The organism is Streptomyces sp. NPDC041205, from assembly GCF_055591765.1.
On record NZ_JBVIZH010000005.1, the window covers coordinates 548,050 to 572,679 of the forward strand.

Annotated in this window: 22 protein-coding genes; 13 read left to right on the forward strand and 9 right to left on the reverse strand. The window is 70.9% G+C overall.

Going from position 1 to position 24,630, the window contains the following annotated elements:
* Positions 1 to 192: 192 nt before the first annotated feature.
* From ACZ6BG_RS24910 to ACZ6BG_RS24930, 5 genes are all read left to right on the forward strand, one after another.
* Entirely contained in the window at positions 193 to 402 is a 210-nt protein-coding gene (locus ACZ6BG_RS24910) for a hypothetical protein (RefSeq protein WP_469005121.1), read from the forward strand.
* A complete protein-coding gene (locus ACZ6BG_RS24915; protein ID WP_469005123.1) occupies positions 386 to 910 on the forward strand; it encodes a DUF6879 family protein in 525 nt (174 codons plus the stop codon). The genes ACZ6BG_RS24910 and ACZ6BG_RS24915 overlap by 17 nt, the downstream gene beginning before the upstream one ends.
* The gene (locus ACZ6BG_RS24920) at positions 900 to 1,733 is read left to right on the forward strand and encodes a helix-turn-helix domain-containing protein (RefSeq protein ID WP_469005126.1); all 834 of its coding nucleotides are present in this window, start codon (positions 900 to 902) and stop codon (positions 1,731 to 1,733) included. The genes ACZ6BG_RS24915 and ACZ6BG_RS24920 overlap by 11 nt, the downstream gene beginning before the upstream one ends.
* A gap of 533 nt (positions 1,734 to 2,266) precedes the next feature.
* Positions 2,267 to 2,755 (forward strand): glycine-rich domain-containing protein, encoded by a 489-nt coding sequence (locus ACZ6BG_RS24925; RefSeq protein WP_469005129.1) that lies wholly within the window; start codon positions 2,267 to 2,269, stop codon positions 2,753 to 2,755.
* A 31-nt stretch (positions 2,756 to 2,786) separates the two neighbouring features.
* Positions 2,787 to 3,029, forward strand: a complete 243-nt coding sequence (locus ACZ6BG_RS24930) for a hypothetical protein (protein WP_469005132.1) — start codon at positions 2,787 to 2,789, stop codon at positions 3,027 to 3,029.
* Between the two features lie 287 nt (positions 3,030 to 3,316).
* Here the strand turns inward: ACZ6BG_RS24930 and ACZ6BG_RS24935 are convergent, their stop codons facing one another.
* Positions 3,317 to 4,474 carry an acyl-CoA dehydrogenase family protein gene (locus tag ACZ6BG_RS24935; RefSeq protein WP_469005134.1) on the reverse strand — a complete coding sequence of 386 codons (1,158 nt, stop codon included), beginning with the start codon at positions 4,472 to 4,474 and terminating at the stop codon, positions 3,317 to 3,319.
* 189 nt (positions 4,475 to 4,663) lie between these two features.
* On the opposite strand from ACZ6BG_RS24935, the gene ACZ6BG_RS24940 reads away from it, so the two are divergent.
* On the forward strand, positions 4,664 to 6,007 hold the full coding sequence (locus ACZ6BG_RS24940) for a UDP-glucose dehydrogenase family protein (protein WP_469005284.1): 1,344 nt from the start codon (positions 4,664 to 4,666) through the stop codon (positions 6,005 to 6,007).
* 67 nt (positions 6,008 to 6,074) lie between these two features.
* Here ACZ6BG_RS24940 and ACZ6BG_RS24945 read toward each other — a convergent pair whose 3' ends face one another.
* Positions 6,075 to 6,590, reverse strand: coding sequence for a CGNR zinc finger domain-containing protein (locus tag ACZ6BG_RS24945; protein WP_469005137.1), 516 nt, complete (start codon positions 6,588 to 6,590; stop codon positions 6,075 to 6,077).
* 99 nt (positions 6,591 to 6,689) lie between these two features.
* Here ACZ6BG_RS24945 and ACZ6BG_RS24950 point away from each other — a divergent pair, with 99 nt between their 5' ends.
* Complete coding sequence (locus ACZ6BG_RS24950; protein ID WP_469005139.1) at positions 6,690 to 7,088, forward strand: VOC family protein; 399 nt, start codon at positions 6,690 to 6,692, stop codon at positions 7,086 to 7,088.
* 93 nt (positions 7,089 to 7,181) lie between these two features.
* Here ACZ6BG_RS24950 and ACZ6BG_RS24955 read toward each other — a convergent pair whose 3' ends face one another.
* A complete protein-coding gene (locus ACZ6BG_RS24955) occupies positions 7,182 to 8,342 on the reverse strand; it encodes a dipeptidase (protein ID WP_469005141.1) in 1,161 nt (386 codons plus the stop codon).
* 290 nt (positions 8,343 to 8,632) lie between these two features.
* Complete coding sequence (locus ACZ6BG_RS24960) at positions 8,633 to 9,991, reverse strand: LCP family protein (protein WP_469005144.1); 1,359 nt, start codon at positions 9,989 to 9,991, stop codon at positions 8,633 to 8,635.
* Positions 9,992 to 10,162: 171 nt separating this feature from the next.
* Between ACZ6BG_RS24960 and ACZ6BG_RS24965 the strand changes: the two genes are divergently transcribed.
* Positions 10,163 to 10,705, forward strand: coding sequence for an acyl-CoA thioesterase (locus ACZ6BG_RS24965; RefSeq protein ID WP_469005147.1), 543 nt, complete (start codon positions 10,163 to 10,165; stop codon positions 10,703 to 10,705).
* 68 nt (positions 10,706 to 10,773) lie between these two features.
* Positions 10,774 to 11,220, forward strand: coding sequence for a nuclear transport factor 2 family protein (locus ACZ6BG_RS24970; RefSeq protein WP_469005150.1), 447 nt, complete (start codon positions 10,774 to 10,776; stop codon positions 11,218 to 11,220).
* Between the two features lie 13 nt (positions 11,221 to 11,233).
* Here the strand turns inward: ACZ6BG_RS24970 and ACZ6BG_RS24975 are convergent, their stop codons facing one another.
* Entirely contained in the window at positions 11,234 to 12,733 is a 1,500-nt protein-coding gene (locus ACZ6BG_RS24975) for an LCP family protein (protein WP_469005152.1), read from the reverse strand.
* A gap of 252 nt (positions 12,734 to 12,985) precedes the next feature.
* Here ACZ6BG_RS24975 and ACZ6BG_RS24980 point away from each other — a divergent pair, with 252 nt between their 5' ends.
* Positions 12,986 to 14,005, forward strand: a complete 1,020-nt coding sequence (locus tag ACZ6BG_RS24980; RefSeq protein ID WP_468459994.1) for a glycosyltransferase family 2 protein — start codon at positions 12,986 to 12,988, stop codon at positions 14,003 to 14,005.
* 86 nt (positions 14,006 to 14,091) lie between these two features.
* On the opposite strand, the gene ACZ6BG_RS24985 is transcribed toward ACZ6BG_RS24980, so the two are convergent.
* The 4 genes from ACZ6BG_RS24985 to ACZ6BG_RS25000 all read right to left on the reverse strand — a co-directional run bounded on the left by ACZ6BG_RS24985 (position 14,092) and on the right by ACZ6BG_RS25000 (position 20,403).
* The gene (locus ACZ6BG_RS24985; RefSeq protein ID WP_469005155.1) at positions 14,092 to 15,849 is read right to left on the reverse strand and encodes an LCP family protein; all 1,758 of its coding nucleotides are present in this window, start codon (positions 15,847 to 15,849) and stop codon (positions 14,092 to 14,094) included.
* Positions 15,850 to 15,989: 140 nt separating this feature from the next.
* Complete coding sequence (locus ACZ6BG_RS24990; RefSeq protein WP_469005157.1) at positions 15,990 to 17,813, reverse strand: LCP family protein; 1,824 nt, start codon at positions 17,811 to 17,813, stop codon at positions 15,990 to 15,992.
* Between the two features lie 235 nt (positions 17,814 to 18,048).
* Entirely contained in the window at positions 18,049 to 19,416 is a 1,368-nt protein-coding gene (locus tag ACZ6BG_RS24995; protein ID WP_469005160.1) for an LCP family protein, read from the reverse strand.
* Between the two features lie 228 nt (positions 19,417 to 19,644).
* On the reverse strand, positions 19,645 to 20,403 hold the full coding sequence (locus tag ACZ6BG_RS25000; protein WP_469005162.1) for a TIGR03089 family protein: 759 nt from the start codon (positions 20,401 to 20,403) through the stop codon (positions 19,645 to 19,647).
* 148 nt (positions 20,404 to 20,551) lie between these two features.
* Here ACZ6BG_RS25000 and ACZ6BG_RS25005 point away from each other — a divergent pair, with 148 nt between their 5' ends.
* The 3 genes from ACZ6BG_RS25005 (at position 20,552) to ACZ6BG_RS25015 (ending at position 24,490) form a co-directional block, all read left to right on the forward strand.
* Positions 20,552 to 21,982 carry a peptidoglycan recognition protein family protein gene (locus tag ACZ6BG_RS25005; RefSeq protein WP_469005164.1) on the forward strand — a complete coding sequence of 477 codons (1,431 nt, stop codon included), beginning with the start codon at positions 20,552 to 20,554 and terminating at the stop codon, positions 21,980 to 21,982.
* 139 nt (positions 21,983 to 22,121) lie between these two features.
* Positions 22,122 to 23,204: a mannose-1-phosphate guanylyltransferase gene (manB, locus tag ACZ6BG_RS25010; protein ID WP_469005166.1), complete on the forward strand. Its 1,083-nt coding sequence runs from the start codon at positions 22,122 to 22,124 to the stop codon at positions 23,202 to 23,204.
* 281 nt (positions 23,205 to 23,485) lie between these two features.
* The gene (locus tag ACZ6BG_RS25015; protein ID WP_469005168.1) at positions 23,486 to 24,490 is read left to right on the forward strand and encodes a DNA-3-methyladenine glycosylase family protein; all 1,005 of its coding nucleotides are present in this window, start codon (positions 23,486 to 23,488) and stop codon (positions 24,488 to 24,490) included.
* Positions 24,491 to 24,630: the final 140 nt, after the last annotated feature.

A 24,630-nucleotide genomic window follows, 5' to 3' on the forward strand; every position in this document is an offset into this window, starting at 1 on the left:
CCTCTCCCCGGCGCGGGGAGAGGGCGACGTCTCGTGCGGTGGGGCGTCCCCGGACCTACGGCGGGTTCCGCTCCCTCATGGTCATCTACCCGACAACACGAATATTTGTGATGTGCCATGGACCGGGTGCCTAGGTCCGTCCTACCGTCCTCATGGAGGCAGGAAATGCCCCTGTACCCGAGGAGGGGAACCATGGCGCGTGAGGAACTGACCCGCCTTACCGGCAATGTCGGCGGACCCAACTGCGACGATGACGATTGCCCCAACGTCTACCGGACCAAGAGTGGTTCGATCGTCGTCCAGGGCGATGTGTCCGACGTGTTCACTCCGCCCTCGGGTGAGGGACTGGTGGAGATCCCCGAGCACATTCTGAGGGAGGCTGTCCGTGCTCTTGGATGGTGACGACTGGCGCCGGTTCTTCGACGCCTTCGAGCGCGAAGCATGGCGGTTCGAGGCGCAGCCCACGTACACCATGCCCAAGGAGCAGGAGAGCGTAGCCCGTTTCCTGCGCGGCGAGGGCAAGCCTGCCGGCCACAATGCCCGTTGGCACGAACGGGTACGCGGGTATGTCGAATCCGGCAAGGCCGTCGGCCGTGTCCGTATCGTGCGTCAGCCGCTCACCGACTACCAGCGGTATCAATTCGCCTGGGGCATCCCTGGAAACATTGCGGCAGGGGAAGACATCCGGATCTTGGATGTGACGCGAGACGATTTCAAGTTGCCGCTCTCTGGCCGTGACTGGTGGATGTTCGATGATTCCCGCGTCGCGCACCTGAACTTCCGTCCGGACGGAACGCAGATCAATCGCGAATCATATGAAGGTGATGCAGGGCCTTATCGGGAGTGGAAGCGGGTCGCCCTGGAGCACGCAGTACCTTTCGAGGAATACGTGAAGGGCCTTGACGCTTGACCCCGACCAGCTAGGCCAGTCGAAAGCCGACCTAGCAGAAACGCTCCGCAGCATGCGCAAGCGAGCCAGGCGTACACAGGTTTGGCTCGCTCAGCGTTGCAATATTTCACAGACCAAGCTGAGCAACATTGAGACCGGACGAGTCACCCCCGGCCTTGTCGATGTTGAGTTGATTCTTAGAGCCCTCGATGCACCCCCGGAACTCCTGGCCGAAGTTACCGCCCTGGCGCGGCTCGCCAATACAGAGTGGCAGGGTAAGCGGGCATCTTGGCGAAGAGGGCTGGAGAAGCGACAAGCCGAGCTGGCAGGACTCGAAGCCGAAGCCTCGGCGCTCCGCTACTTCCTGCCTGCCATGGTTACGGGACTCCTGGCCACACCTGAATACATCAGGGCCAGCCTCAGCAACTCCCCAGTGGACACAACCAAGACGGTCGCGAGGAAGCTGGAACGGCAAGCGGTCCTCTACGACAGTACGAAGAGCTTCACCTTCCTGCTGACAGAACAAGCCGTCAGGTGGGCCGTCGTCCCGCCTGCGGCGATGGCCGTTCAGATGGATCGGCTCACCTCAATCTCTCACCTGCCCAACGTGCGTATCGGCGTCATCCCTACGGGGACAGTTGTGGGCCGTGGGCCAATGAACACCTTCACTGTCTATGACCAACGGCTAGCAACAGTCGAGACATTCACCGGACGGATCGTTTTCCAGGACGCCAGGGATATCTCGGAACATCTCGACGTTTTCCGCATGTACGAGCATCACGCAGTGTTCGGAGAGGAAGTCAGAGCCTTGCTCGGGCAGTGGGCCGCAGACTGCCGAGCGTGATCGTCTACCCGACAACGCCAATAAAGTGAGGAAGCCACCCAGGTCCGGGGGAACATTGAATCTCACGGATCGCGGGAGGTAGTCGGAATGGCGAGCAGGACGAAATCGGCAGAAGAGACTTGGAAGTTCCCGGCGTGCGCGCTCGAAGGAGTGTCGGCATGAGTGATCCGAGAACTTGTCCGAGTGGGCGGCGGCCCCCGGAGGGCCACTGATGGTCACGGCCCGAGACATCGGGACCCTCGTCACGGATGCGTGGGGCCGGGTCGGAATTCTGCGTGACGTGATCCCGGACTTCGAGGACCCCGCCGACCTGCCGCAAGACCGCCGTAAGCGCCCGACCGCGTTTTTGTGGCCCGAATCCGGAGGCGCTGAGTGGTTGGTCTCGCCGGATTCCGTGCAACGGGTTGAGAAAGCTCCGGTGCGTCCGTTGTCCCCGTGACGGTCCACCGGCGTATCCCACCCCGGCAGCGGAAACTTTGGCGAGTCGAGCTACCGGGGTGAGCTGTGAAGTGCCACACCAGGGAGGAACGCACATGCACGATGTACGCGCTTTACTCACTCCTGCCGCGTTCGGGGGTGTCGTCGCAACTGTCGTCGACAACAACCCCGGCATGGAGCAGGCTACGGCCGAGCGGATCGTTGTGGAAGCACTCAAGTTCATGGATGCCGCAGCGCAGTTCTCCACCGTCAGGATCACGCCTTCCAACGTGGTGGACGAGGGATGGCACGCCCTGATCCTGCACACGAACCTGTACGAGAAGCTGTGCGCGCGCCTTGGGCGGTTCGTGCACCACTGGCCCGAGCGCCCCGACGCCGAGCGGCACGACGAACACGCGCTTACGCGCACGGTCGCCATGATCGAGCAGGCCGGGCACCCTGTGGACAGCGAACTGTGGACGGGACCCACCAAAGCCCTGGTGGCGGTGGCAGCGAACTGCTCCCACACTCCCAAGCCCGGTGGCTGCGGCCCGATCAATCCGGGTAAGTGTGCTTCGCATTGCTCGGGCGGTGGCGGTGGCTAGGCTGATCGCAAGCAGAAGGAAGGCGGGAAGCGTGGATGCCGAGCAGGCCCGGCAAGTTGATGCCTTGCTAAGGAAGTTGGGAATTCCCGGCGTGGTCGCGCCTGAGGACCCCGAGAACAAGGCGGGGCCCTGGCGCGTGTACGACACGGCCGACCCTGCCACGCGCCAGGACGTGACGGCTGACTCGCTGGCATCAGTAGTTGCCAAGTTCCCGGAGGGGAAGCCGGGGGTAGGGCCGATGCGGGGATTCGTGATCCCGCCCAAGGACGACTGACCGCTTCCTTACGGATCGTGCCTGCTGTACGCGGGTGCCCTGAGAACGACGTGGCCGGCCCCATCGAAGGACAGGCGGAAGTAGCCGGGCAGAGCCCAGACGAACGGCCCCCGGCATTGCGCCGAGGGCCGTTGCTTTTGTGCGGGTGAAAGTGGGTTTCCGGCCCGGCGTCAGCCCAGGATTTCTCCAGCAAGACGCCCAAGGTCGACCGAAAAGGGCCGAACGGACCGGAAGTCAATCACCGCTCGCGAGCCATCGAAAGTGGCCGATGACCTGCGAAAACCCAGTTACGGCAGGTTCCTCGCCATCACGATCCGCTGCACCTGGTTCGTACCTTCATAAATCTGCGTGATCTTCGCGTCGCGCATCATCCGCTCCACCGGGTAGTCCCGCGTGTAGCCGTAGCCGCCGAGGAGCTGGACGGCGTCCGTGGTGGCCTCCATGGCGACGTCGGAGGCGAAGCACTTGGCGGCGGCGCCGAGGTAGGTGAGGTCGGCGTCGCCGCGCTCGGAGGCGGCGGCGGCCTGGTACGTCAGGGCGCGGGCGGCGGAGATCTTCATGGCCATGTCCGCGAGCATGAACTGCACGCCCTGGAAGTCGCCGATCGGCTTGCCGAACTGCTTGCGCTCCTGGACGTAGCCCTTGGCGTAGTCGAGGGCGCCCTGCGCGATGCCGAGGGCCTGGGCCGCGATGGTGATGCGGGTGTGGTCCAGGGTCTTCATGGCGGTGGCGAAGCCGGTGCCCTCGTCGCCGATCATGCGGTCGGCGGGGATGCGGACGTTGTCGAGGTAGACCTCGCGGGTGGGGGAGCCCTTGATGCCGAGCTTCTTCTCCGGGGCGCCGAAGGACACGCCCTCGTCGCCCTTCTCGACGACGAAGGCTGAGATGCCCTTGGAGCGCTTCTCGGGGTCGGTCACGGCCATCACCGTGTAGTACTCGGAGACGCCCGCGTTGGTGATCCAGCGCTTCACGCCGTTCAGGACGTAGGAGTCGCCGTCCCGGACGGCCCGCGTCTTCATGCCCGCCGCGTCCGAACCGGCGTCCGGCTCGGAGAGGCAGTACGAGAACATGGCGTCGCCCTTGGCCAGCGGCGTCATGTACTTCTTCTTCAGGTCCTCGGAGCCGGAGAGGATCACGGGCAGCGAGCCCAGCTTGTTCACGGCCGGGATGAGGGAGGACGAGGCGCAGACGCGCGCCACCTCCTCGATCACGATGACGGTCGCGAGGGCGTCGGCGCCCGCGCCGCCGTAGCTCTCCGGTACGTGAACGGCGTGCAGGTCGGAGGAGACCAGGGCGTCGAGGGCCTCCTGCGGGAAGCGGGCCTCCTCGTCCACCGCGGCGGCGAACGGGGCGATCTTCGCCTCCGCCAGCGAACGGATGGCGTCGCGGAGCATGTCGTGCTCCTCGGACGGGCGGTACAGGTCGAAGTCAGCCGATCCGGCCAAGGTGTCTCACGCTCCAAGCACGCTACGGATGCTAATTACCGTTAAGTAACCCGAATTTTAGGGGCCCGCTCACGTGAGGGATACGTGAGCTTGACGACAGCGGAAGATGTGCCCGGTGGGAGCCCCTGTTACGCCAGGACTATGCTCGGGCACCGCGCAGCCGTCGTACCCGATCCACTGGAGCACCGCATGGCCCTCAAGATCACCGTGATCGGCACCGGCTACCTCGGTGCCACCCATGCCGCGGCCATGGCCGAGCTCGGCTTCGAGGTCATCGGGCTCGACGTGGTGCCGGAGAAGATCGAGACGCTGCGCCGCGGCGAGGTCCCGATGTACGAGCCCGGACTCGACGAGCTGCTCCGCAAGCACGTCGCGGGCATCGAGGGCTCCACCGGGCGGCTGCGCTTCACGATGGACTGGACCGAGGCCGCGGACTTCGGCGACGTGCACTTCGTGTGCGTGAACACCCCGCAGAAGCACGGCGAGTACGCCTGCGACATGAGCTACGTCGACGCCGCCATGGAGTCGCTGGCCAAGCACCTCACCAAGCCCGCCCTGGTCGTCGGCAAGTCCACCGTGCCGGTCGGCAGCGCCGAGCGCATCGCCGCCCGCCTCGCCGAGCTCGCGCCCGCAGGCGGCGAGGTCGAGCTGGCCTGGAACCCGGAGTTCCTGCGCGAGGGCCTCGCCGTCAGCGACACGCTGCACCCGGACCGGATCGTCGTTGGCGTCCGCAGCGAGCGCGCCGAGAAGATGCTCCGCGAGGTGTACGCGACGCCGGTCGCCGAGGGCTCCCCCTTCATCGTCACCGACTTCCCCACCGCCGAACTGGTGAAGACCTCCGCGAACTCCTTCCTCGCCACCAAGATCTCCTTCATCAACGCCATGGCCGAGGTCTGCGAGGCCGCGGGCGGCGACGTGGTGAAGCTCGCCGAGGCCCTCGGCCACGACGACCGCATCGGGAAGAAGTTCCTGCGCGCCGGGATCGGCTTCGGCGGCGGCTGTCTGCCCAAGGACATCCGCGCCTTCATGGCCCGCGCCGGTGAGCTGGGCGCCGACCAGGCCCTGACGTTCCTGCGCGAGGTCGACTCGATCAACATGCGGCGCCGCGGCCACATGGTGGAGCTGGCCCGCGACGCCGTCGGCGGCGGGTCCTTCCTGGGCAAGCGGGTCGCGGTCCTCGGCGCCGCCTTCAAGCCCGACTCCGACGACGTGCGCGACTCGCCCGCCCTGAACGTGGCCGGGCAGATCCACCTCCAGGGCGGCCAGGTCACCGTGTACGACCCCAAGGGCATGGCCAACGCCCGCCGCCTCTTCCCGACCCTCGGCTACGCCGACACCGCCGAGGACGCCGTGCGCGGCGCCGACGTCGTCCTGCACCTCACGGAGTGGCAGGAGTTCCGGGACCTCGACCCCGAGGCCCTCGGCGCGGTGGTCGGCCGCCGGGTCCTCCTGGACGGCCGCAACGCGCTGGACCCGGAGCGGTGGCGCGCGGCGGGGTGGACGTACCGGGCGATGGGGCGGCCTGCGGCCTAGGGACTCGGGCGGCCCGGCGCGGCGTCCGCGCCGACCCGTCAGGCAGGCCCAGGGCCTGTCGGGCGGGTCAGCCAGGGCCTGCCCGGCGCGCCCGGTACGCGCGCATCTTGGCCCGCGCCCCGCACACCCCCATGTCGCACCAGCGGCCCCTGCCCCCGGGGCTGCGGTCGAAGTATGCCCAGCGGCAGGTCTCGGCCTCGCACCCCTTCAGGCGGGACCAGGTGCCCGCCACGACGGCCTCTGCGACGGCCGCCGCCACCCGGGACGCCAGCGGGCCGGGGTCGGCGGGCGCGAGCGACGCGGCGCCGCCGGACTCCTCCACGCGCACCAACAGGGGTGCCCCGGCCAGGAGTTCGCCGAGCGGGCGCACCTCCTGGTGCGGCGCGTGTCCGGCGTGGGCGAGGCAGACGGCCCGTAGGGACTCGCGCAGCTCCCGGGCCGCGTCCACGTCCGCTGCGGCGAGGTCGAACCGGGCCCGCCCCGCCTCGGTGTCGAGCTGGTCGGTGCCCGCCTCGATGTCCAGCGTGTTCACCAGGTCCTGGATCAGCGCGAGGCCCCCCGGTGCGGGCGCTCTGTCGTTCATGGTTGCGACGTTACCCGTAAGAGGCCACTATGGGGTAACCGAAGCGGTTACCGGAGAACGCCGATTGCCGGTAACGGAGATTTCGACCGAGGAGAGGTCATGGCCACCCCTGTCGTCCGCCTGCGCACTGTCGCCCTCGACTGTCCCGACCCGCACGCCCTCGCCGAGTTCTACGCCGGGCTCATCGGCGGCACGATCCACGACGACGACGGCGACGGCGAGTGGGTCGAACTGCTCGCCCCCGGCCGCGTACGGCTCGCCTTCCAGCGCGCCGAGGGCCACACCCCGCCCGAGTGGCCGCGCTCCGACGCCAACGGCCAGCAGTTCCACCTGGACTTCGACGGGGGCTCGACCTGGGCCGAGATCGACGCGGCCCAGGAGCGCGCCTTCGCCCTCGGCGCCCGCCCGCTCGACCTGGACGACGGCGGCGGCAAGCGGGACTGGCGCGTGTACGCGGACCCGGCGGGGCACCCGTTCTGCTTCTGCCTGGTGCCCTGACCGGGCCGACCCGCCCCGGGCGGGCAACCCGCGGCCGCCCGCCCCGGGATGCCCGCGGCCGCCCTCAGCCGACCGCGGCCGCCCGCAACGCCCTCAGCCGTCCAGCCGCCCGATCGTCGCCGTCGACGCCCCCCGCCGCTCCCGCGCCGCCCGCGCCGTGAAGTCCGCGCCGCGCAGCACGCGCTGCACATTGCCCCAGGTGAGCGCCGTGACATCGGCCTCGGTCCAGCCCCGCCTGAACAGCTCGGCGACCAGCCGCGGATAGCGCGAGGCGTCGGCCAGCTCCCCGGGGTGCCCGGACCTGGTGTCGTACATCCCGGAGATCCCGACGCACTCGACCCCCGCCACCCGACGCACATGCTCCAGATGGTCGGCCACGTCCCCGAGCGTCGGCCCCGTGCGGTCGGCCGCGAGCGGCACCAGGCACAGGCCCTTCGCCGCGCCCACCGCGGCCAGCAGCTCGTCGCTGAGGTTCGCGGGGTGCTCGCGCAGCGCGCGGGCCCCGGAGCGGGTCCAGAGCGAGGGCGCCTTGGAGACGGCGAGGACCCGGTGCGCCGTCGCCTCGGACGCCCCGGAGAGGTCCGCGAGGACGCCGAGCCGGTTCATCTCCCGCACGACCTCCTCGCCGAACGTGCTCAGCCCGTCCGCGCCCGCCCAGGAGGTGCCTGCCAGGGTGAGGGAGCTGAGGCCCAGCGTGTGCAGGGAGCGCAGCGCGCCGAGCGAGTCGCCGATGGCGCGGGCGCTCGCCGGGCCGATCAGGGTGGCGATGCGGCCGCAGTTGCGGGCGTCGGTGGTCTCGGAGGCGTCCCGGGCCACCCGCAGCCCGCCCGCGTACCGGGCGACCACGTGTTTGACCAGGTCGAGCTGTTCCAGCGCCGAGCTGACCGCGCGGTCGCCCTCGGGCTCCATGTCCGGCGTCTGGAGCGACCAGAACTGCATGCCGACCCGGCCCGCCCGCAGCCGCGGCAGGTCGGTCTGTAGCCCGCTGTCGCCCAACTCCAGGTCGTACCAGGGAAGTTCGCGCAGCATGCCGGGCAGGCCGCTGTAGCCGTCGGCGACGGGGTGCGCGGCGAGCAGGGCCTCGGCCCGCTCCAGCGCGTCCCGCAGCTCCGGCTCCAGGGGCTCCGGCGGGGGCTCGGGCGTTCGGCCGTCGTCGGTGGGGGCGGGCACCGGGCGCACGCCGTGGGTGGCGGTGCGCTCGTCGTCCGCCCCGGCCTCGGCGGGGGAGTCGAGTTCGTCCTGGAGGTCCGCCATGGCAGGGCTCCGCTCGGTGGTGGGGCTTCTGGGTGGTGGTCGGTCCACCGTGCCACGGGGTCCGCGAGGCTTCGCGGCGGACGAGGCGTTCGGGGTACGCCCGTGCTCGTACCCCTGGGAAGTCCGCACTCGGGGAGTCCAGGACAGCCGGTGCTCTGGACTCCCGGACCCCTGGACTCCCGGAGCCCCGGCCCCGGAACGCCGATGCCCCGGGAACGCCGACGGCCCCGGCGCCGCGCGAGCACGCGGTACCGGGGCCGTCGCCGTGAGCGGCGAGCCGGACGGGTCGGCTATTTGCTGGACACCGTCACCTTCTCGTCGTTGTTGAGCTGCGACACCAGCTCCTTGACCTTGGGCTTGTCCCAGACGACGTTGCCGCCCGAGAACCCCGAGATCGGCATGTTCATGGACTTGCCGTCGCCGCCGGTGACGCCCTTCATGGCCCAGAACATGGAGGCCACGTCCATCAGGTCCATGTCCTTGTCGACGACCAGGGTGTCCAGGCCCGCGCCCATCGTCGGGTACAGCTTGAACGGGTTCATGACCGTCCCGGGCGTCGCCGCCTGGTTGGCGAGGGCCGCGAGGAACTTCTGCTGGTTCTTGGTGCGGTCCAGGTCGCTGCCCGGCAGGGCGTAGCGGGTGCGGACGAAGGCCAGGGCCTCCTCGCCGTTCAGGGTCTGCTTGCCCGCCTCGAAGTCGGCGCCGGACTTCTTGTCCTTGAAGCCCTTGGGGATGTTCATCTCCACGCCGCCGACCGCGTCCACGATCTTGGCGAAGCCGCCGAAGCCGATCTCCGCGTAGTGGTCGATGCGCAGGCCCGTGTTGGCCTCGACGGTACGCACGAGCAGCTCGGGGCCGTCCTCGGCGTACGCGGCGTTCAGCTTCGTCTGGCGGCCGGTGCCCGGGTAGAGCTTGCCGGACTCGGCGCCCTTGAAGGAGGGGATCGTGACGTTCGAGTCGCGCGGCAGCGAGATCATCGTGTTCCCGCCGTCGTCCGCGACGTGCAGGATCATCATCGAGTCGGTGCGCTTGCCGTCGGCGGAGCCGGTGTGGAGCTTCTTCTTCTCCTCGTCGGACATCCCGGCGCGGCTGTCCGAGCCCACGATCAGGTAGTTCGTGCCCTTGCCGCCCTCGGGCCGCTCGATGACCTTGGACAGGTCGACCTCGCGCTTGAGCTTGGAGTCCGCCCAGAAGTACGTGCTCACGGAGACCACGATCAGCAGGGCGAGGAACGTGACCAGACCCCAGGTGATGCGCTTCTTCCAGTTGACCGGCGGCTTGGGCGCGCGGGGCGGCGCGGGCGGGCCGCCGGGACCACCGGGGCCCTGGGGACCGGCGGGGCGGCCGGCCGGCGAGCCGTACACCTGGCCGGTGTTGTAGCCGTCCTGGGCGTGTCCGTCCGGTCCGCCGGGACGGGCGTGCGGGTCCTGGCCGCGCTGGTCGCGGTAGAGGTCGTCGTAGACGTTGTCGTCGTACGAAGGCTGGCGCGCCTGGCGAGGCTGGCGCGGGACCGAGCCGGGCTGGCCGGGGGCCGAGGGGCCGCCGCGCTGGACATGGCGCATCACACGGGCGCCCTCGGGCTGTGCGCCGTCGCTGCCGTACCCGTGGCGGTCACCGTTGCTGTTCCGCGCGTCTGGCCAATCGCTCATGTGGCTTAGTGTGCAGTGCCGCGCCCCGTGCCTCACAGGGAGGGCGTTGTTTCGGGTCAGGGCTGTTGCAGAGCTGATGCAATGTGCCGCACGCCACTTCGGCGCTTTGGCGGGGACCCGCGATCGTTTTTGGCCGGTGGATGGCGCGTACCGGGCGTTTACGCTGGTTCCATGACTGATCACGCCCCGATAGGGGCCGGAGACGACCTTTCCGGCAAGCCGACCTCGGCCTCGCGCACCACGCTGAGCCACATCATGACCGCGGGTGACACGAACCTCCTCGGCACGGTGCACGGCGGCGTGATCATGAAACTGGTGGACGACGCGGCGGGCGCCGTCGCCGGACGCCACTCGGGCGGGCCCGCCGTCACCGCCTCCATGGACGAGATGGCGTTCCTTTCGCCGGTCCGCGTCGGCGACCTCGTGCACGTACACGCGCAAGTGAACTGGACCGGACGCACCTCCATGGAGGTCGGCGTCCGCGTGATGGCCGAGCGCTGGAACGAGTCCACCCCCGCGCAGCAGGTCGGCTCCGCCTACCTCGTCTTCGCCGCCGTCGACGCGGACGGCAAGCCGCGCACGGTGCCCCCGGTCCTGCCGGACTCCGAGCGCAACGAGCGCCGCTTCAAGGAGGCTCAAATTCGCCGTACGCACCGCCTGGCGCGCCGCCGCGCCATCACGGAGCTGCGCGCCCAGGAGCCCGACGCGAGCTGAGCCGGACGGGGCGGCGGCGGGAGCCGGGGATCTGGTGGCCCCAGGAGCCCCGTCCTACGCTTGAGGGCATGGCGGATGCGCAGCGGCACCCGAACATCGACACGGCGATCCGGTACCACCGGGCCGTCGCCCGCGGCGCCCTCGGTGAAGAGCTCGCCGGGTTCTTCCACGACGAGGCAGTGCACCGCGAATACCCCAACGCCTTCCTGCCGGACGGTGCGGTGCGCGATCTCACCGCCATCCTCAAGGCGGGCGAACAGGGCGCCAACCTGCTCAGCCGGCAGTCCTTCGACGTGCTCAACGCCGTCGCGGCGGGCGACCAGGTCGCCCTCGAAGTGACCTGGACCGGCGTCCTCGCCGTGCCGCTCGGCGATCTGCCCGCCGGGCAGGTCCTGCGCGCCCACATCGCCACATTCCTGACATTCCGTGACGGCAGGATCGTCGAGCAGCACAACTACGACTGCTACGAGCGCACCGACGCCGTACGGGAGGACGAGCCGCCGGAGGGACCCTAGGACCCCGCCCCGCCTACGGGCACACCACCTGGTCCCCGGTCAGCGCCCCGTACTCGCCCTGGTACGCGTCCTCCGCCCGCACCGGACGCACGCCCTTGAAGTCGCTGCCCGCGATGACCTTCAGCATCGCGCCCTGCCCCTTCACCACCCGCATCTCGCACCCGGGCAGCGCCGTGGCCAGGGACTTCGCCGAGCGGTCCCAGCGCGGGTCGTAGGCGACCACGCTGCGCGTGACGGGCTCCGCGCCGGGCGGGGGCAGCGCGCTCCCCGGCGTCCGCGTGGTGCGGAACCCGGTGGTGCGCAGCGCCGCGTCGACCCGCTTGCCGAGGTCCGGCGTGCGCGTGCCGTTGTCCACCTGCACCCGGATCTGCTGCGGGGACACCGGCACCATCGCGGCCTTCCGCTTGACCCGGTGCGGGGCGAGCGGCTTGTCCTCGCGCAGGGCCTGGAACAGCTTCCCGGCCTTCACGGGGTCCCACTTCAAGGTGGAGCCGATGCCCGGCACCTTGAAGCCCATCTTGCCGATCGGCACCGTCGTGAACTCCGACGACGACGGCGAGAAGTTCCGCATCGCACGCCCGAGGGTCAGCATCTCGGTCGTCCCGAAGCCCTTGTCGGCCCGCACCGACTCCAGGAGCGTCTTGGTGACGTCGTTGAACTTCACCGGGTTGAGCAGGACCCCGCTGCTCGTCGCCTTCGCGATGAGCGCCGCGAGGAAGCGCTGCTGGCGCTGCATCCGGCCGAGGTCGGCGGCCCCGTCGACGTACCGCGAGCGGACGTACTGCAGGGCCTGGCCGCCGTTCAGCTCGTGCGTGCCGACGGGCAGGTTCAGGCCGGTGTGGGAGTCCTTCAGGGGGCGGGTGGTGCAGATCTCGACGCCGCCGAGGACGTCCACGGTCTTCATGAAGCTGGTGAAGTCGACCTCCAGATAGTGGTCGATCTTCACCTTCGTCATGTTCTCGACCGTGCGCACGGTCAGATTCGGGCCGCCCTCCGCGTACGCCGCGTTCAGCTTCACGGGGTGCGCCCGGTGGTGCTTGCGGGAGTTCTGGTCGATGTGCTCGGGCATCTCGGCGTACGAGTCCCGGGGCAGGCTCACCACGCTCGCCCGGTCCCGGTCCTCCGAGATGTGCACGATCATGACGGTGTCCGTGCAGTGGCAGGGCGCTCCGCCGAGGCGGTACTTCCTGCGCTCCTCGCGGGTGATCCTGTCGCGGCCGTCGGTGCCCACGAGCAGCACGTTCATGCCGTTGCCCGCCTCGGGCCTGTTCTTCATGTCCTTGAAGGCGTCGACGCGGCTGATGCCGGTCTCCAGGCCCGAGACCACGGAGTGCCCGATCCCGGCGGCGGCGAGCACCCCGACGGACAGGGTGGTCGCGACCCGCATGGACCAGCGGGGCCGCCGCACCCGCCGGCCCGCCCTGGGGCCCGCCTGCGGACCCCCCTTCGGGGCCGGTCGCGGTGGTCGCGGGGGGCGCGGTGGGGTGGCGGGGGAGCGGGGCGGTGTGGGCACTGCGGGGCACCTCCGCGGTCGTGGTCCTGGGCGGGGGACGCCAGAACCGTAGGCCCATACGATCTGCGGACCGGGGTAGCGACCCGGACGGCGCGCGCCGGTGTCCCCCGTTCGCGGTAACGTGACGCCCGATGTTCCACTTTCCCGGGGGCGACCCCCGGGCTCCCCGGCCGAGCGATGCCGTGTCTCCCGGGGGCGACCCCGGACCCCCGGCCGAGCGACGAAAAGGAACCCGCGCAGTTGAAGTCCGACGTGCATCCCCCCGCTGTCTCTGTGATCATGCCGGTCCTCAACGAGGAGCGGCACCTGCGTGAAGCCGTGCACGCGATCCTCCAGCAGGAGTACGCGGGCGAGATGGAGGTCGTGGTCGCGCTCGGCCCCTCCACCGACCGCACCGACGAGATCGCCGCGGAGCTGGTCGAGGAAGACCCGCGGGTGCACACGGTCCCGAACCCCACGGGGCGTACGCCCGCGGCCCTGAACGCCGCGATCAAGGCGTCGCGCCATCCGATCGTGGTACGTGTCGACGGCCACGCCGCGCTCTCGCCGGGCTACATCACGACCGCCGTGCGCCTCCTGGAGGAGACCGGCGCGATGAACGTCGGCGGCATCATGCACGCCCAGGGCACCAACGCCTGGGAGCAGGCCGTCGCCGCCGCCATGACCTCGAAGATCGGCGTGGGCAACGCCGCCTTCCACACCGGCGGCGACGCCCAGCAGGCCGAGACGGTCTACCTGGGCGTCTTCCGGCGCGAGGCCCTGGAGCAGCAGGGCGGCTACAACGTCGAGTTCATCCGCGCCCAGGACTGGGAGCTGAACTTCCGGATCAGGGAGGCCGGGGGCCTCATCTGGTTCTCGCCGGAGCTGAAGGTCTCCTACCGCCCGCGCCCGAGCGTGAAGGCCCTCGCCAAGCAGTACAAGGACTACGGCCGCTGGCGCCACGTCGTCGCCCGCTACCACCAGGGCTCCATCAACCTGCGCTACCTCGCGCCGCCGGTCGCCGTCTGCGCCATCGCCGCGGGTCTCGTCGTGGGCGCGGCCCTCACGCCGTGGGGCCTCGTCGTGCCCGGCGGGTATCTCGCCGCCATCGCCGCGGGCTCCGTCCCCGCGGGCAAGGGCCTGCCCCTGAAGGCGCGGCTGCAGATCCCCGTGGCGCTCGCGACGATGCACATGTCGTGGGGCTGGGGCTTCCTCACCAGCCCGCGCTCGCTGGCCAAGCGCGTCATCGCCTCGCGGCGCCCGGCGGTGCTCGGGGAGACCCAGGAGGCCTGAGCCCGGGCAGTCGGCAGCTTGCCGGAGGCCCAGGAGGGCGGAAGTCGCCTCCTGGGCCTCTGCGGCTCCTCCCCGATGACCCCGGGCTACCAGGTGAAGTTCGGGTCCACCTTCATGCAGGCCTTCTTGTCGGAGCCGCTCAGGGCGTCCGCCGAATCCGGTGTCGAGTCGTCCTGCTTCGCGGCCTTCTTCGGCTTGTCGCCCTCGCGCCAGTCGGCGCCGACGACCAGCGTGACGCCGGAGACGTCCGTCGACTTCTTCACCGAACTCAGCCGCATGCCGAGCGACTTGGCGACCCGCTGCGCGTCACCCTCCAGGTCCACGCTCGGATAACGGATGACCGTCTTGGCCTCGGTCACCGACGCCGAGGTGTCCGCCGCCGCCTTCACGAAGCCGAGACCGGCGAGGGACTGCGCGACCGCGTTCGCCCGGCCACCGACGGCGGGCTCGGTGGCCGTGCGCGTGCCGTTCTGCACCTGCAGGGCGATCTCCCCGTCCGGCGCCGCCGGGTCGTCCGACAGCTTCTCCTTGGCGGGCTTGCGCTTGCCCTTGCCGTCGAGGGGGATGTCGTCCCGTACCAGCCGGAAGAGCTGCTCGGCGTCGCCGGGCTTCGGGACCACCCGGGGTCCGGAGTACTCGAACGGCATGGTCGTCATCGTCGTGCGCTCCGGCGAGACCTTCTTCAGCTCGTTGCCGAGGCCGATGAGCTTCAAGGGGGAGCCGATGCCGGGGTCGACCTTCAGCGCCCTCGTCGCGTTCTCGGCGAGCTTGCGCAGCCGGTTGGGGCTGGTCAGCCCGGTGTTCTCGCGGAGCGTGCGGACCAGCGAGTTCATGTACATGTGCTGGGCCTTGGCACGGGATATGTCGGTGCCGCCCTCGAAGCCGTAGCGGGTGCGCAGCCACTGCAGGGCCTGCTCGCCCTTGATGTTCGTGGTGCCCTTCTCCAGCTTCAGGCCCGAGCCCTTGCCCTCGCTGGTGCGCGAGTGGATGTTCTTGTCCACGCAGACGGGCACGCCGCCGATCGCGTCGGCCATCGACACCACACCCGAGAAGTCGACCATCATGAAGTGGTTGATGTGGATGTTGGTCAGCTTCTCCCAGGTGGCGACCGTGCAGCCCGGGCCGCCGCGGCCCAGGGACTCGTTCGTCATCGCGCGCGGGCCGCTCTCCGGGTACACCTTGCCGTCGTCCGGGTCGGTGCACTTGGGGATGGTCAGGAGGGTGTCGCGCGGCATGCTGATGACGGACATGTTGCTGCGGTCCGCCGACAGGTGCAGCAGCATCTGCACGTCGGCCAGGGGCGGGCCGCCGAAGGTCTCCTTGGCGCCGCCGAGCTTCTGGTTCTCCTTGGAGTCCCGGGCGTCGGAGCCGATCAGGAGGATGTTCAGGGGCGTCTGACCCGCGGAGTTGGGCGTGGGCTCGGGGGCCCGGTGGTCGCCCAGGTTCAGGTCGTCCGTCTCCAGGTTGCTGTTCAGGTGCTGGTAGTAGAGGTAACCGGCGCCGGCCGTGCCGAGTATCAGGACCGACAGGATGATCGCCGACCAGCGCAGGACGCGGCGCTTGCGGGGGCGTCTGGGCTTGCCGCCCCCGTCGCCACCGCCCCGCGTGCCCTTGCCGGGCGGGCCCGAGGTGCCGCCTTTGACGGTGCCGTTCCTGGTACGTCCGCCTTTGGCGCCCGCGCCCCCGGTCCGCGCCCCGTCGGCCCCCACCGCACGGGATCCCGCCGCCACGGCGGTGTCGCCTGTGCCGGATTTCTCCGCCGTGCCCGAGTCCGTGTCGGGCGAAGTGTTCCGCGTCCCCGCCCCACCGGACGCTCCCTCCCCACGGACACTGTGCTGCCCCATCCCTGTCCCTCCCCGCCCTGCTTCACAAGTGCGGCCGCCCCACGGCGACTTGCGGCGCGGTGCCGCCGCCACACCTGGCGGCGGTCGCCGGCCCGCCGCCAGGTGTGGCGTTCTGTGAGACGTCAAACAACTGTCTCAGGTCACTTGGCACACACAGATTTGTCGGCACCGACCTTCTGGATGCCGTCCGGTGCCTTCGACGGAGCACTTATGGGCACCCCCGCGCCCTTGAAGTCGGCACCGAGGGTCAGCACCATCGCGGGCAGCCCCTGCGCGTTCTTCTCGCTCTCGCCCGGCTTCAGCGCCGACCCGGGCAGCCCCATCAGCTGGGCGAGCCGCCGCGCCTGGTCGGCCTCGCCCTTGCCGTACTCCAGGGTGGTCTTGCCCAGGTTCTTCGGCGCGTTGCCGAGCTGGCTGGACTTCGTCACGCCCTCGTTGTTCTGCAGCCAGGCGAGGGTGGCCTGAGCGGCGCCCGTCTTCCCGCTGCCGTTGTAGATGTCGACGCGCACGTCGGCGGGGTCGGCCTTGGGGCCCTTGAGGCGGGCGGCCACCGCGGCCTTCTCCTTCTTCTCCTTCTTCTTGACCTCGGTCAGCGACACGTCCTCGCGCATCATCGAGAACAGCTTGTCGGACTTGGCCTTGTTCAGGACGACCGTGATGGGCGTCGGCTCGGCGGGGTTGTCGTCCACCGGGGTCGTCGCGAAGGTCAGGTTCTTCATGTCGAGCTTGCCGAGCTCCATGCCGAGGTCACGGAGTTTCATTATGTCGGCGATCTTGGAGTCGACGGTCAGCGCCTTCGTGCCCGCCTCCGCCAGACTTATCATCTTCTTCGGGCTGGTCAGCGTGCCCCCGGACTTGAGCTTGCGCATCAGCGAGCTGAGGAACTGCTGCTGCAGCTCGATCCGGCTGAGGTCGCCGCCGTTGCCCACGGAGTGCCGGGTGCGCACGAACGCGAGCGCCTCCTCGCCCTCGATCGTGTGCTTGCCCTTGGACAGCTTCAGATGCGACTTGGGGTCGTCGATGTCCTTGGCGAGGCACACGTCCACGCCGTCGACCGCGCTGGACAGCGTCTTGACCGCGTTGAAGTCGGCCACCATGAAGTGGTCGAGCTTTATGCCGGTGATCTCGGTGACGGTGCGCATGACGCAGCTGGGCGTGCGCTCGCTCTGGCCCAGGCTCTCGTTGAAGCGGACCTGCTTCGAGCCGGGGATGGTCTTCATGGAGCCGTCGTCCTGCTTGGTGGGGCAGTCCGGAATGTCCGTGATCATGTCGCGCGGGATGCTCAACGCGGTCGCGTTGGAGCGGTCCTTGGAGACGTGCAGCAGGAGGGTGGTGTCCGCGTGGCCGACGCTGCCCTCGTCGCCGTAGCCCTTGTTGCCGCTGCCGCTGCGCTTGTCCGTGCCGACGAGCAGGATGTTGATGGCGCGGTCCTTGCTGAACCCGCCGGTGCCCGCGCCGTCGTCGGAGACGGCCGTGATGTTGTCGTTGAGGTGCTGGTAGTAGAGATAGCCGCCGACCGCGGCGACGACGACCACGAAGGCCACCGTGCCGCCCGTCCAGATGGCGATCTTCTTGCCGGTGTTCTTCTTCTTGGGCCGCCTGTTGCGCCGCCCGGCCGGCTCCGGCTGCGCGCCGCGCCGCCTGCGCTGGCCCGGCACCTGCTCGCGGCCGTGCTCCCGGCCGCCGGTGGAGCCGTGCTCGGACCCCTGGCGGCGTCCGTGGTCACGGCCGGGCTCGCGTGCTTGGTCCCGGCCCTGGTCGCGGCCGCGCTCACGGCCGCCCGGGCGCTCGGAACCGTGCCCCGGCGGCCGGGGCGCGGCACCCCGGGGTCCGGGAACTCCAGGCGGCGCCGACTGCCCTGCGGAAGGACTCAGTCGCAGTTCGTAGTCGCCTGTCTGCGGGTTCAGTACCCACTGGTCTGCGGGGTCGATGTCATCAGCCCGCCCACGGCCTTGCGCGTCCACGGTTGTTTGCGTCCTCCGTCAGGGCCACGCGGCGCCTTTCCCCCCTCAAGAAGGCGCTCGGTCAGTCGTACAACGGTGCGCGGTCGCGAAGACCGGGCACCGGATCGGCTCACACTATCCGCCCAGTTCAGCGTCCAACGACGCCGGTGACAAATTCCACTCCTCCTCAGGGCGCCTACAACTGGGCAATCCACCCAATTTCTTTGACGAGGTGCCCTTCCCGGCGATGTCGGTCCTACTCGCAGCTGGTCCGGTCGGCCGTGTTGCCCCGGAATGTGGGCGCGGGGCTCGGCGTATGACTCGGGTCGTCCGGCTTCTCGTCGCTCTCTTCTTCGTAGCCCCCGGGGGCGTCCGCCGAGTCTTCGGAGTACTCGTCCGATTCGCCGTCCTCGTACGCGGATTCGCCTTCGTCGTACGACTTCCCGGAGCCGTCCTCGTACGACGTGGAAGCCGTCCGCTCGTAGGTGGCCGCCGCGGCGTCGCGCGTCACGCGCACCGGCTCGTCCTTCCGCAGCCGTGTGAAGAGTTCCTCCGCGGCGGGCTCGACCAGCTCGTCGCGATTCGCGTCATAGGTGTAGGAACGCCGTGGCGCGGTGAGGAACTGAACCCGTTCTGTGGGGATATTGCGCACCCCGCGCACCAGTTCGTACAAACCACGCAGACTCGCCAGGCCCGGGTCCGTCGTCAGCGAGGACGTGGCCGCGTCCAGAACGGGATAGAGCTTCACGGGATTCAGCAGGACGTCATTGCTGCGCACCTTGTTGACGAGCGCCGCCAGGAACTCCTGCTGCCGGTCCATGCGATCGGTGTCGCTGCCGTTGCCGAGCGACTTGCGGGCGCGTACGTAGCCGAGGGCCTGCTCGCCGTCGAGGGTCTGCGGTCCCGCGGGCAGCCGCACCTTCGCGGCGCGGTCGTCGACGGGCTCCTCCAGGCAGACCCGCACCCCGTCGACGGCGTCCACCATGTCCTTGAACCCGGCGAAGTCCACGACCATGTGGTGGTCGATCCGGATGTCGGTGAGCTTCTCCACCGTACGGATCGTGCAGGCCGTGCCGCCGAACTCGAACGCCCAGTTGAACTGGGCGAATTGGGCGCGGGTACGGGAGCCGTCCGGGCGGCGGCAGCTCGGGATGTCCACCATCAGGTCGCGCGGCAGCGACACGGCGGTCGCGCTCTGCCGGTCCGCGGCCAGGTGCAGCAGGATCGTCGTGTCCGAGCGCTGGGTGCCCGGGTCGCGTCCGTACTTGCGGTTGTCGCGCCCGGAGCGGGAGTCGGAGCCGATCAGCAGGATGTTCTGGGCGTCGTGCACGAGCGGCGTCGGCCGCTCCGCGTCGTAGCGCGCGAGCTCGGCGGCGGCGCCGGTGTCCTTGGTGATGTTCCCGTTCAGCTTCGTGTACGCGGCCCAGCCGACGCCGCCCGCGGCGAGCACGAGGACGGCGGTGGCGAGCGCGGCCCGGCGCAGCCAACGGAGCCTGCGGCGGCGCGGCCCGAACCCGGCGGGGCTCGCGCCCGCCCCCGGCGCGTACGTGGCCTCGCGTGGCGCGGACGCGGCCGCTGCCGCTTCCTCGCCCGGCTCGGACGGCGTGCGCGCGGTGTCGGTCACGTGGCGGTCCACCCCTCATGGCTGCGGTCGGTGCGCGGTCGCTCTGCTCGCTCTGTGCGCTCTGCGTGCTCTTACGACCATGGACCGGCGTGCGCCGGGGGGCCTGCGGGCCAGGGGCTCCGCTGGGCCGAACGGGGGACGTCGGCGGGGCTCCGGTGGGGGCGGGGCGGTGGCCGCCGGGGCCCCTGAGGTGCCCCGCCGGGGCGTCAGTGGGACCTCGGTGGCACCTCAGCGGGCCGTCGCTGTGACCCGCTCGCTCTCGATCCGCTTCTCCAGGCCGCCCTCGCCCAGCCGGTCGAGGTGGCGGCACAGGACCACCGAGCCGCCCGCGGCCAGCGGCGCGTAGAGCCCGGCGCTCAGGCCGTCCCAGGTGCCGTAGGGCAGGTCGGAGAGCAGCCGGGAGCCCGGGGCGAGGCCCAGCTCGGCGGCGTCGGCGCGGGCCCGCGCCACCAGATCGGCGCCGGTCAGCTCCAGGCCGCCGACGGCGAGCGCGGGCTCGTCGGGGTCCACGGGCGCGTACGGGGCGAAGCGGTCGCCCTGGCTCGGCACCTCCACGGCGTAGTCCGCGAAGCCCTGCGGGGCCTCGGGGAAGCGGCCGCCGAGGGGGCGCAGGGCGAGGGCCACGCGCTCGCCGGAGCAGGCCCGCGCCGCGGCCAGGCTGTCGGGGTCGGGGCCGCTGACGACGAGGCCGGCCGCCGCCGGGTCGCCGCCGACGTCCGCGAGGACGCCCACGGATGAGCAGGCGAGCAGCCACACCGCCGTCTGCCAGTGCGCGGGAAGCAGCAGCGCGAGCCGGTCGCCGGGCTCGGCGGACAGCTCGCCCTGGAGGAGGTTGGCGGTCTTGGCCACCCAATTGGCGAAGGTGGCCACGGACAATTCGACGCGCTCTCCGGTGGCGTCGTCGTAGTACGTCACGAGCGGGCGCGCCGGGTCCGCGGCGAGCGCGGATCGCAGCAGGTCGGCAGGGGTGCGGTCGTTGGCGTTCACGGCCGCAAGGGTACGCGGGCCACGGCGTGTCGCCGCTGCGGGACGCCCAGTTGGGGCCGCCGGTCGGGCGACCGGCGGGCCGACGGGCCGTCAGTTCCGGGCGTCCCCCGATGGACAGATATGTACCGGTGTGTCAACTATCAGTTGTATGCGTGGATTCCTTGCTTCCTCGATCGGTGTCACCTGCGCCACGGCGCTCGCCCTCCCCCTCGCCCTGACGGCGTCCGATACCGCGGCCGTCACCCGGCCCGCCGCGGCGACGCTGCCCGGCAGCACCCAGTCGCTGGCCCTGGGACCGCTCGGCGCCGACCGCGCGGGCGGCGCCGAGCGGCGCGACCAGGGGCTCGCCCGCCGCGACGTACGCCCGTTCTCCCTGGTGGGTGTCGTCTGGGACGACCCGGACGCCGAACTGCACGGCCGGGTCCAGGTCCGCACCCGCGCGACCGGCACCACGAGCTGGTCCTCATGGCAGGAGGTCGAGACGCACAACCACGAACACGCGGCCGACCCCGGCACGGCCGAGGGCGACTCCGGCCGCGTTCGTGGCTCGACGGCGCCCCTGTGGGTCGGGGACTCCGACGGGGTCGAGCTGCGGGTGCGGGCAGCCCTCGATGGCGGTGAGGGCGGCGCCGGGCGGGCCACCGGACGGGCCGGGCGCGCGCTGCCGGAGACGGAGGCGACGCTGCCCGCGGGCCTGCGCCTCGAACTCGTCGACCCCGGGGAGCACCCGGCGCCGCCCGCCGACCTGTACGAGGGCGGGGCGCCGCAGGGAGCCCCGGCGAAGGCCGACGGCGTCCAGGCGGGGCTGCCGGACGCGGCCGGAGGCCTCATGACGGCCGAGTCCGCGGCCGCCTCCGCCGTGAACGCCGACCTCGCCCCGCTCGGTGCCCCCGCCGTCACCGCGCTCGACCGGGCCCACACGCGGGCGGACCTCGTGGCCGCGCACGGCGGTGACGTCACCAAGGCCAGGCCGTACATCGGGCCGCGGCCGCGCATCGTCACCCGGCGCGGCTGGGGCGCCGACGAGAGCCTGCGCGAGCGGAACTTCGCGTACACAAGGACCGTCAAGGCGGCCTTCGTGCACCACAGCGCCACCGGCAACAACTACAGCTGCTCGCAGGCGCCCTCCGTCCTGCGCAGTATCTACCGCTACCACGTCAAGAGCAGCGGCTGGCGAGACTTCGGCTACAACTTCGCCGTCGACAAGTGCGGAAACATCTACGAAGGCCGTGCCGGGGGAGTGGCCAAGGCCGTCCTCGGCGCGCACACTCTCGGTTTCAACAGCAACAGCATGGGCATCGCCGTCCTCGGCACGTTCACCAGCGCCGGCCCGCCCAAGGCGGCGGTGACCGCGGTCGCGAAGCTCACCGCGTGGAAGCTCGGCCTGTTCGGCGCGAATCCCCGCGGCAAGACGTATCTGAAGTCGGGCGGTGGCAACCTCTACCGGAAGGGCAGCAACGTCAGGCTCAACGTGATCTCCGGCCACCGGGACGGATTCGCCACGGAGTGCCCCGGCCGTCTGTTGTACAAGAAGCTCGGCACGGCTCGGTCCGCGTCGGCCCGCTACCAGGGCCGCTGAGGCCGTCCCACCGGGGCCGCCGATCCCCGTCCACCGGGGCCGCGGTGGCCCTCGCCCCGCGGACCCGCTCATCCATCTGCATACACTGGCCGGCCGACACGAAACCTCGGCCGGCCCCAGCAGGAAGCAGAGACGACAGGTGACAGAAGCGATCCTCCTGGTCGGCGGCAAGGGCACCCGGCTGCGTCCGCTCACGGTGAACACACCCAAGCCGATGGTCCCGGCGGCGGGTGTCCCCTTCCTCACCCACCAGCTGGCCCGCGCCCGCGCGGCGGGCGTCGACCACATCGTCCTGGCCACCTCCTACCTCGCGGAGGTCTTCGAGCCGTACTTCGGCGACGGCTCGGCGCTCGGCCTCCACATCGAGTACGTGACCGAGGAGGAACCCCTCGGCACCGGCGGCGCCATCCGCAACGTCGCCTCGCGGCTGCACTCGGGCCCCGAGGACCCCGTCCTGGTCTTCAACGGCGACATCCTCACGGGCCTGGACATCCGCGCCCTGGTCGCCGAGCACCAGCGCGTCGACGCGGACGTCTCCCTGCACCTCACGAAGGTCTCCGACCCGCGGGCGTACGGCCTGGTCCCCACCGACCCGACCGGGCGCGTCACCGCCTTCCTGGAGAAGCCGCAGACCCCGCAGGAGATCGTCACCGACCAGATCAACGCGGGCGCGTACGTCTTCCGGCGCTCCGTCATCGACACCATCCCCGCCGGGCGGCCCGTCTCCGTCGAACGCGAGACCTTCCCCGACCTGCTCGCCTCCGGGGCCCACCTCCAGGGCATGGTCGACTCCACCTACTGGCTGGACCTCGGCACCCCGCAGGCCTTCGTACGCGGCTCCGCCGACCTCGTCCTCGGCCGCGCCCCGTCCCCCGCCGTGCCCGGCCGCTGCGGCGACCGCCTCGTCCTGCCCTCCGCCCGTGTCGCCTCCGGCGCCAAGCTCACCGGCGGCACGGTGATCGGCGAGGACGCCTTCGTCGGGGAGGGCGCGCGGCTCGTCGGCAGCACGGTGCTCTCCGGTGCCGTCATCGAGCCCGGCGCCGTCATCACCGACTCCCTCATCGGCGCCCGTGCCTCGGTCGGGGCCCGCTCGGTCCTCACCGGGGCGGTCGTCGGCGACGGCGCGTTCGTCGGCGCCGACAACGAGCTGCGGGACGGGGTCCGCGTCTGGTGCGAAGCCCGCCTCCCGGCGGGTTCGGTGCGCTTCTCCTCCGACCAGTAGCCCACGGCGCGGCGCCCTTTCCCACCCACCCGCCCGGACTTGCACCAGCCGGCCAACAGCCCGGCACATCCCAGCCCGTCATGGGGGTACCCCCTGCTCCTTGAGAGCTTGGGGGAGTTTGAGGACGAGGCGCGGAGCGCCGATTGGGGGAGGGCTGTCCCACCCGCACGGGACACCCGCCCCCGGGGTCCAGGGGCGGAGCCCTCCGCGCGGCGGAGCCGCACATTGACACAGCCGGGAAGGGGCGGGATTGGGGAAGGCCCACCACGTACCCTCGACGGATGTCGTCCCGGTTCGCCCCGCGCCCCACCCGCACCACCGTGCGCGGCGGCGAAACGACGATCCCCCAAGGCACCCCCCGCCAGAACACCGCAGCGGCAACCCGCACCTGGAAACCCCCCACCCCCCTGAACCTGAGCCTCACCCTCGGCCCCCTCCGCAGGGGCCCCGCCGACCCCACCTTCCGCACCACCCCCGACGGCTCCGTCTGGCGAGCCACCCGCACCCCCCAGGGCCCCGCCACCCTCCGCGTGGCCCTGCGCGCGGACACGGCGGAGGCGGAGGCCTGGGGCCCGGGCGCGGACTGGCTCCTGGACGGCCTCCCGAACCTCCTCGGTGCCCTGGACACCCCGGAGGACTTCGCGCCCCGCCACCGCCTGGTCGCGCAGACCGAGCGCCGCCGCCAGGGCCTGCGACTGCTCCGCACGGGCCTGGTGATGGAGACCCTGATCCCGTCGATCCTGGAGCAGAAGGTCACGACGGACGAGGCGTACCGCGCCTGGCGCCTCCTGGTCCGCAAGTACGGCGAACCGGCCCCCGGCCCGACCCCCGCCCAGGCCCGTATGCACGTGATGCCGGACCCGCGCACGTGGTCACGCATCCCGTCCTGGGAGTGGCACAAGGCGGGTGTGGACGACAAGCGCGCGGCGACGATCCTGCGCGCGGCCCGGGTGGCCCCCCGCCTGGAGGAGGCGGCGGCGATGGACCCGGTGGCGGCCCGCACGCGCCTGGAACTGATCCCCGGCATCGGCCCCTGGACCTCCGCCGAGACCGTCCAGCGCAGCAACGGCGCCCCCGACGAGGTGACGGTCGGCGACCTCCACCTCCCCGGCATCATCGGCTACGCCCTCGCAGGCGACCGCACAGCCGACGACACCCGCATGCTGGAACTCCTGGCCCCCTACCAGGGCCAACGCCACCGAGCGGCCCGCCTGATCCTCCTGAGCGGCCACACCCCACCCCGCCGCACCCCAAAAATGCGCAAGGGGAACATCGCAGCGCTCTGAAGCCGGGACGGCACTTAGGAGCTTGGGGGAGTTTGAGGACGAGGCGCGAAGCGCCGAGCCGGCGGAGGCCCGTCCCACCCGAAGGGGACATCGGCGGGGGCTGGGGTCCAGGGGGCGCAGCGCCCCTGGTTACGGGAAGG

Coding starts and splice junctions, on each gene's coding strand:
- ACZ6BG_RS24945 (WP_469005137.1), bottom strand. CDS start 6,590: ATGAACGACAGAGCGCCCGCACCGGGGGGCCTCGCGCTGATCCAGGAC.
- ACZ6BG_RS24985 (WP_469005155.1), bottom strand. CDS start 15,849: ATGGGGCAGCACAGTGTCCGTGGGGAGGGAGCGTCCGGTGGGGCGGGG.
- ACZ6BG_RS24970 (WP_469005150.1), top strand. CDS start 10,774: ATGGCGGATGCGCAGCGGCACCCGAACATCGACACGGCGATCCGGTAC.
- ACZ6BG_RS25005 (WP_469005164.1), top strand. CDS start 20,552: ATGCGTGGATTCCTTGCTTCCTCGATCGGTGTCACCTGCGCCACGGCG.
- ACZ6BG_RS24940 (WP_469005284.1), top strand. CDS start 4,664: ATGGCCCTCAAGATCACCGTGATCGGCACCGGCTACCTCGGTGCCACC.
- ACZ6BG_RS24910 (WP_469005121.1), top strand. CDS start 193: ATGGCGCGTGAGGAACTGACCCGCCTTACCGGCAATGTCGGCGGACCC.
- ACZ6BG_RS24960 (WP_469005144.1), bottom strand. CDS start 9,991: ATGAGCGATTGGCCAGACGCGCGGAACAGCAACGGTGACCGCCACGGG.
- ACZ6BG_RS25015 (WP_469005168.1), top strand. CDS start 23,486: ATGTCGTCCCGGTTCGCCCCGCGCCCCACCCGCACCACCGTGCGCGGC.
- ACZ6BG_RS24955 (WP_469005141.1), bottom strand. CDS start 8,342: ATGGCGGACCTCCAGGACGAACTCGACTCCCCCGCCGAGGCCGGGGCG.
- ACZ6BG_RS24965 (WP_469005147.1), top strand. CDS start 10,163: ATGACTGATCACGCCCCGATAGGGGCCGGAGACGACCTTTCCGGCAAG.
- ACZ6BG_RS24925 (WP_469005129.1), top strand. CDS start 2,267: ATGCACGATGTACGCGCTTTACTCACTCCTGCCGCGTTCGGGGGTGTC.
- ACZ6BG_RS24950 (WP_469005139.1), top strand. CDS start 6,690: ATGGCCACCCCTGTCGTCCGCCTGCGCACTGTCGCCCTCGACTGTCCC.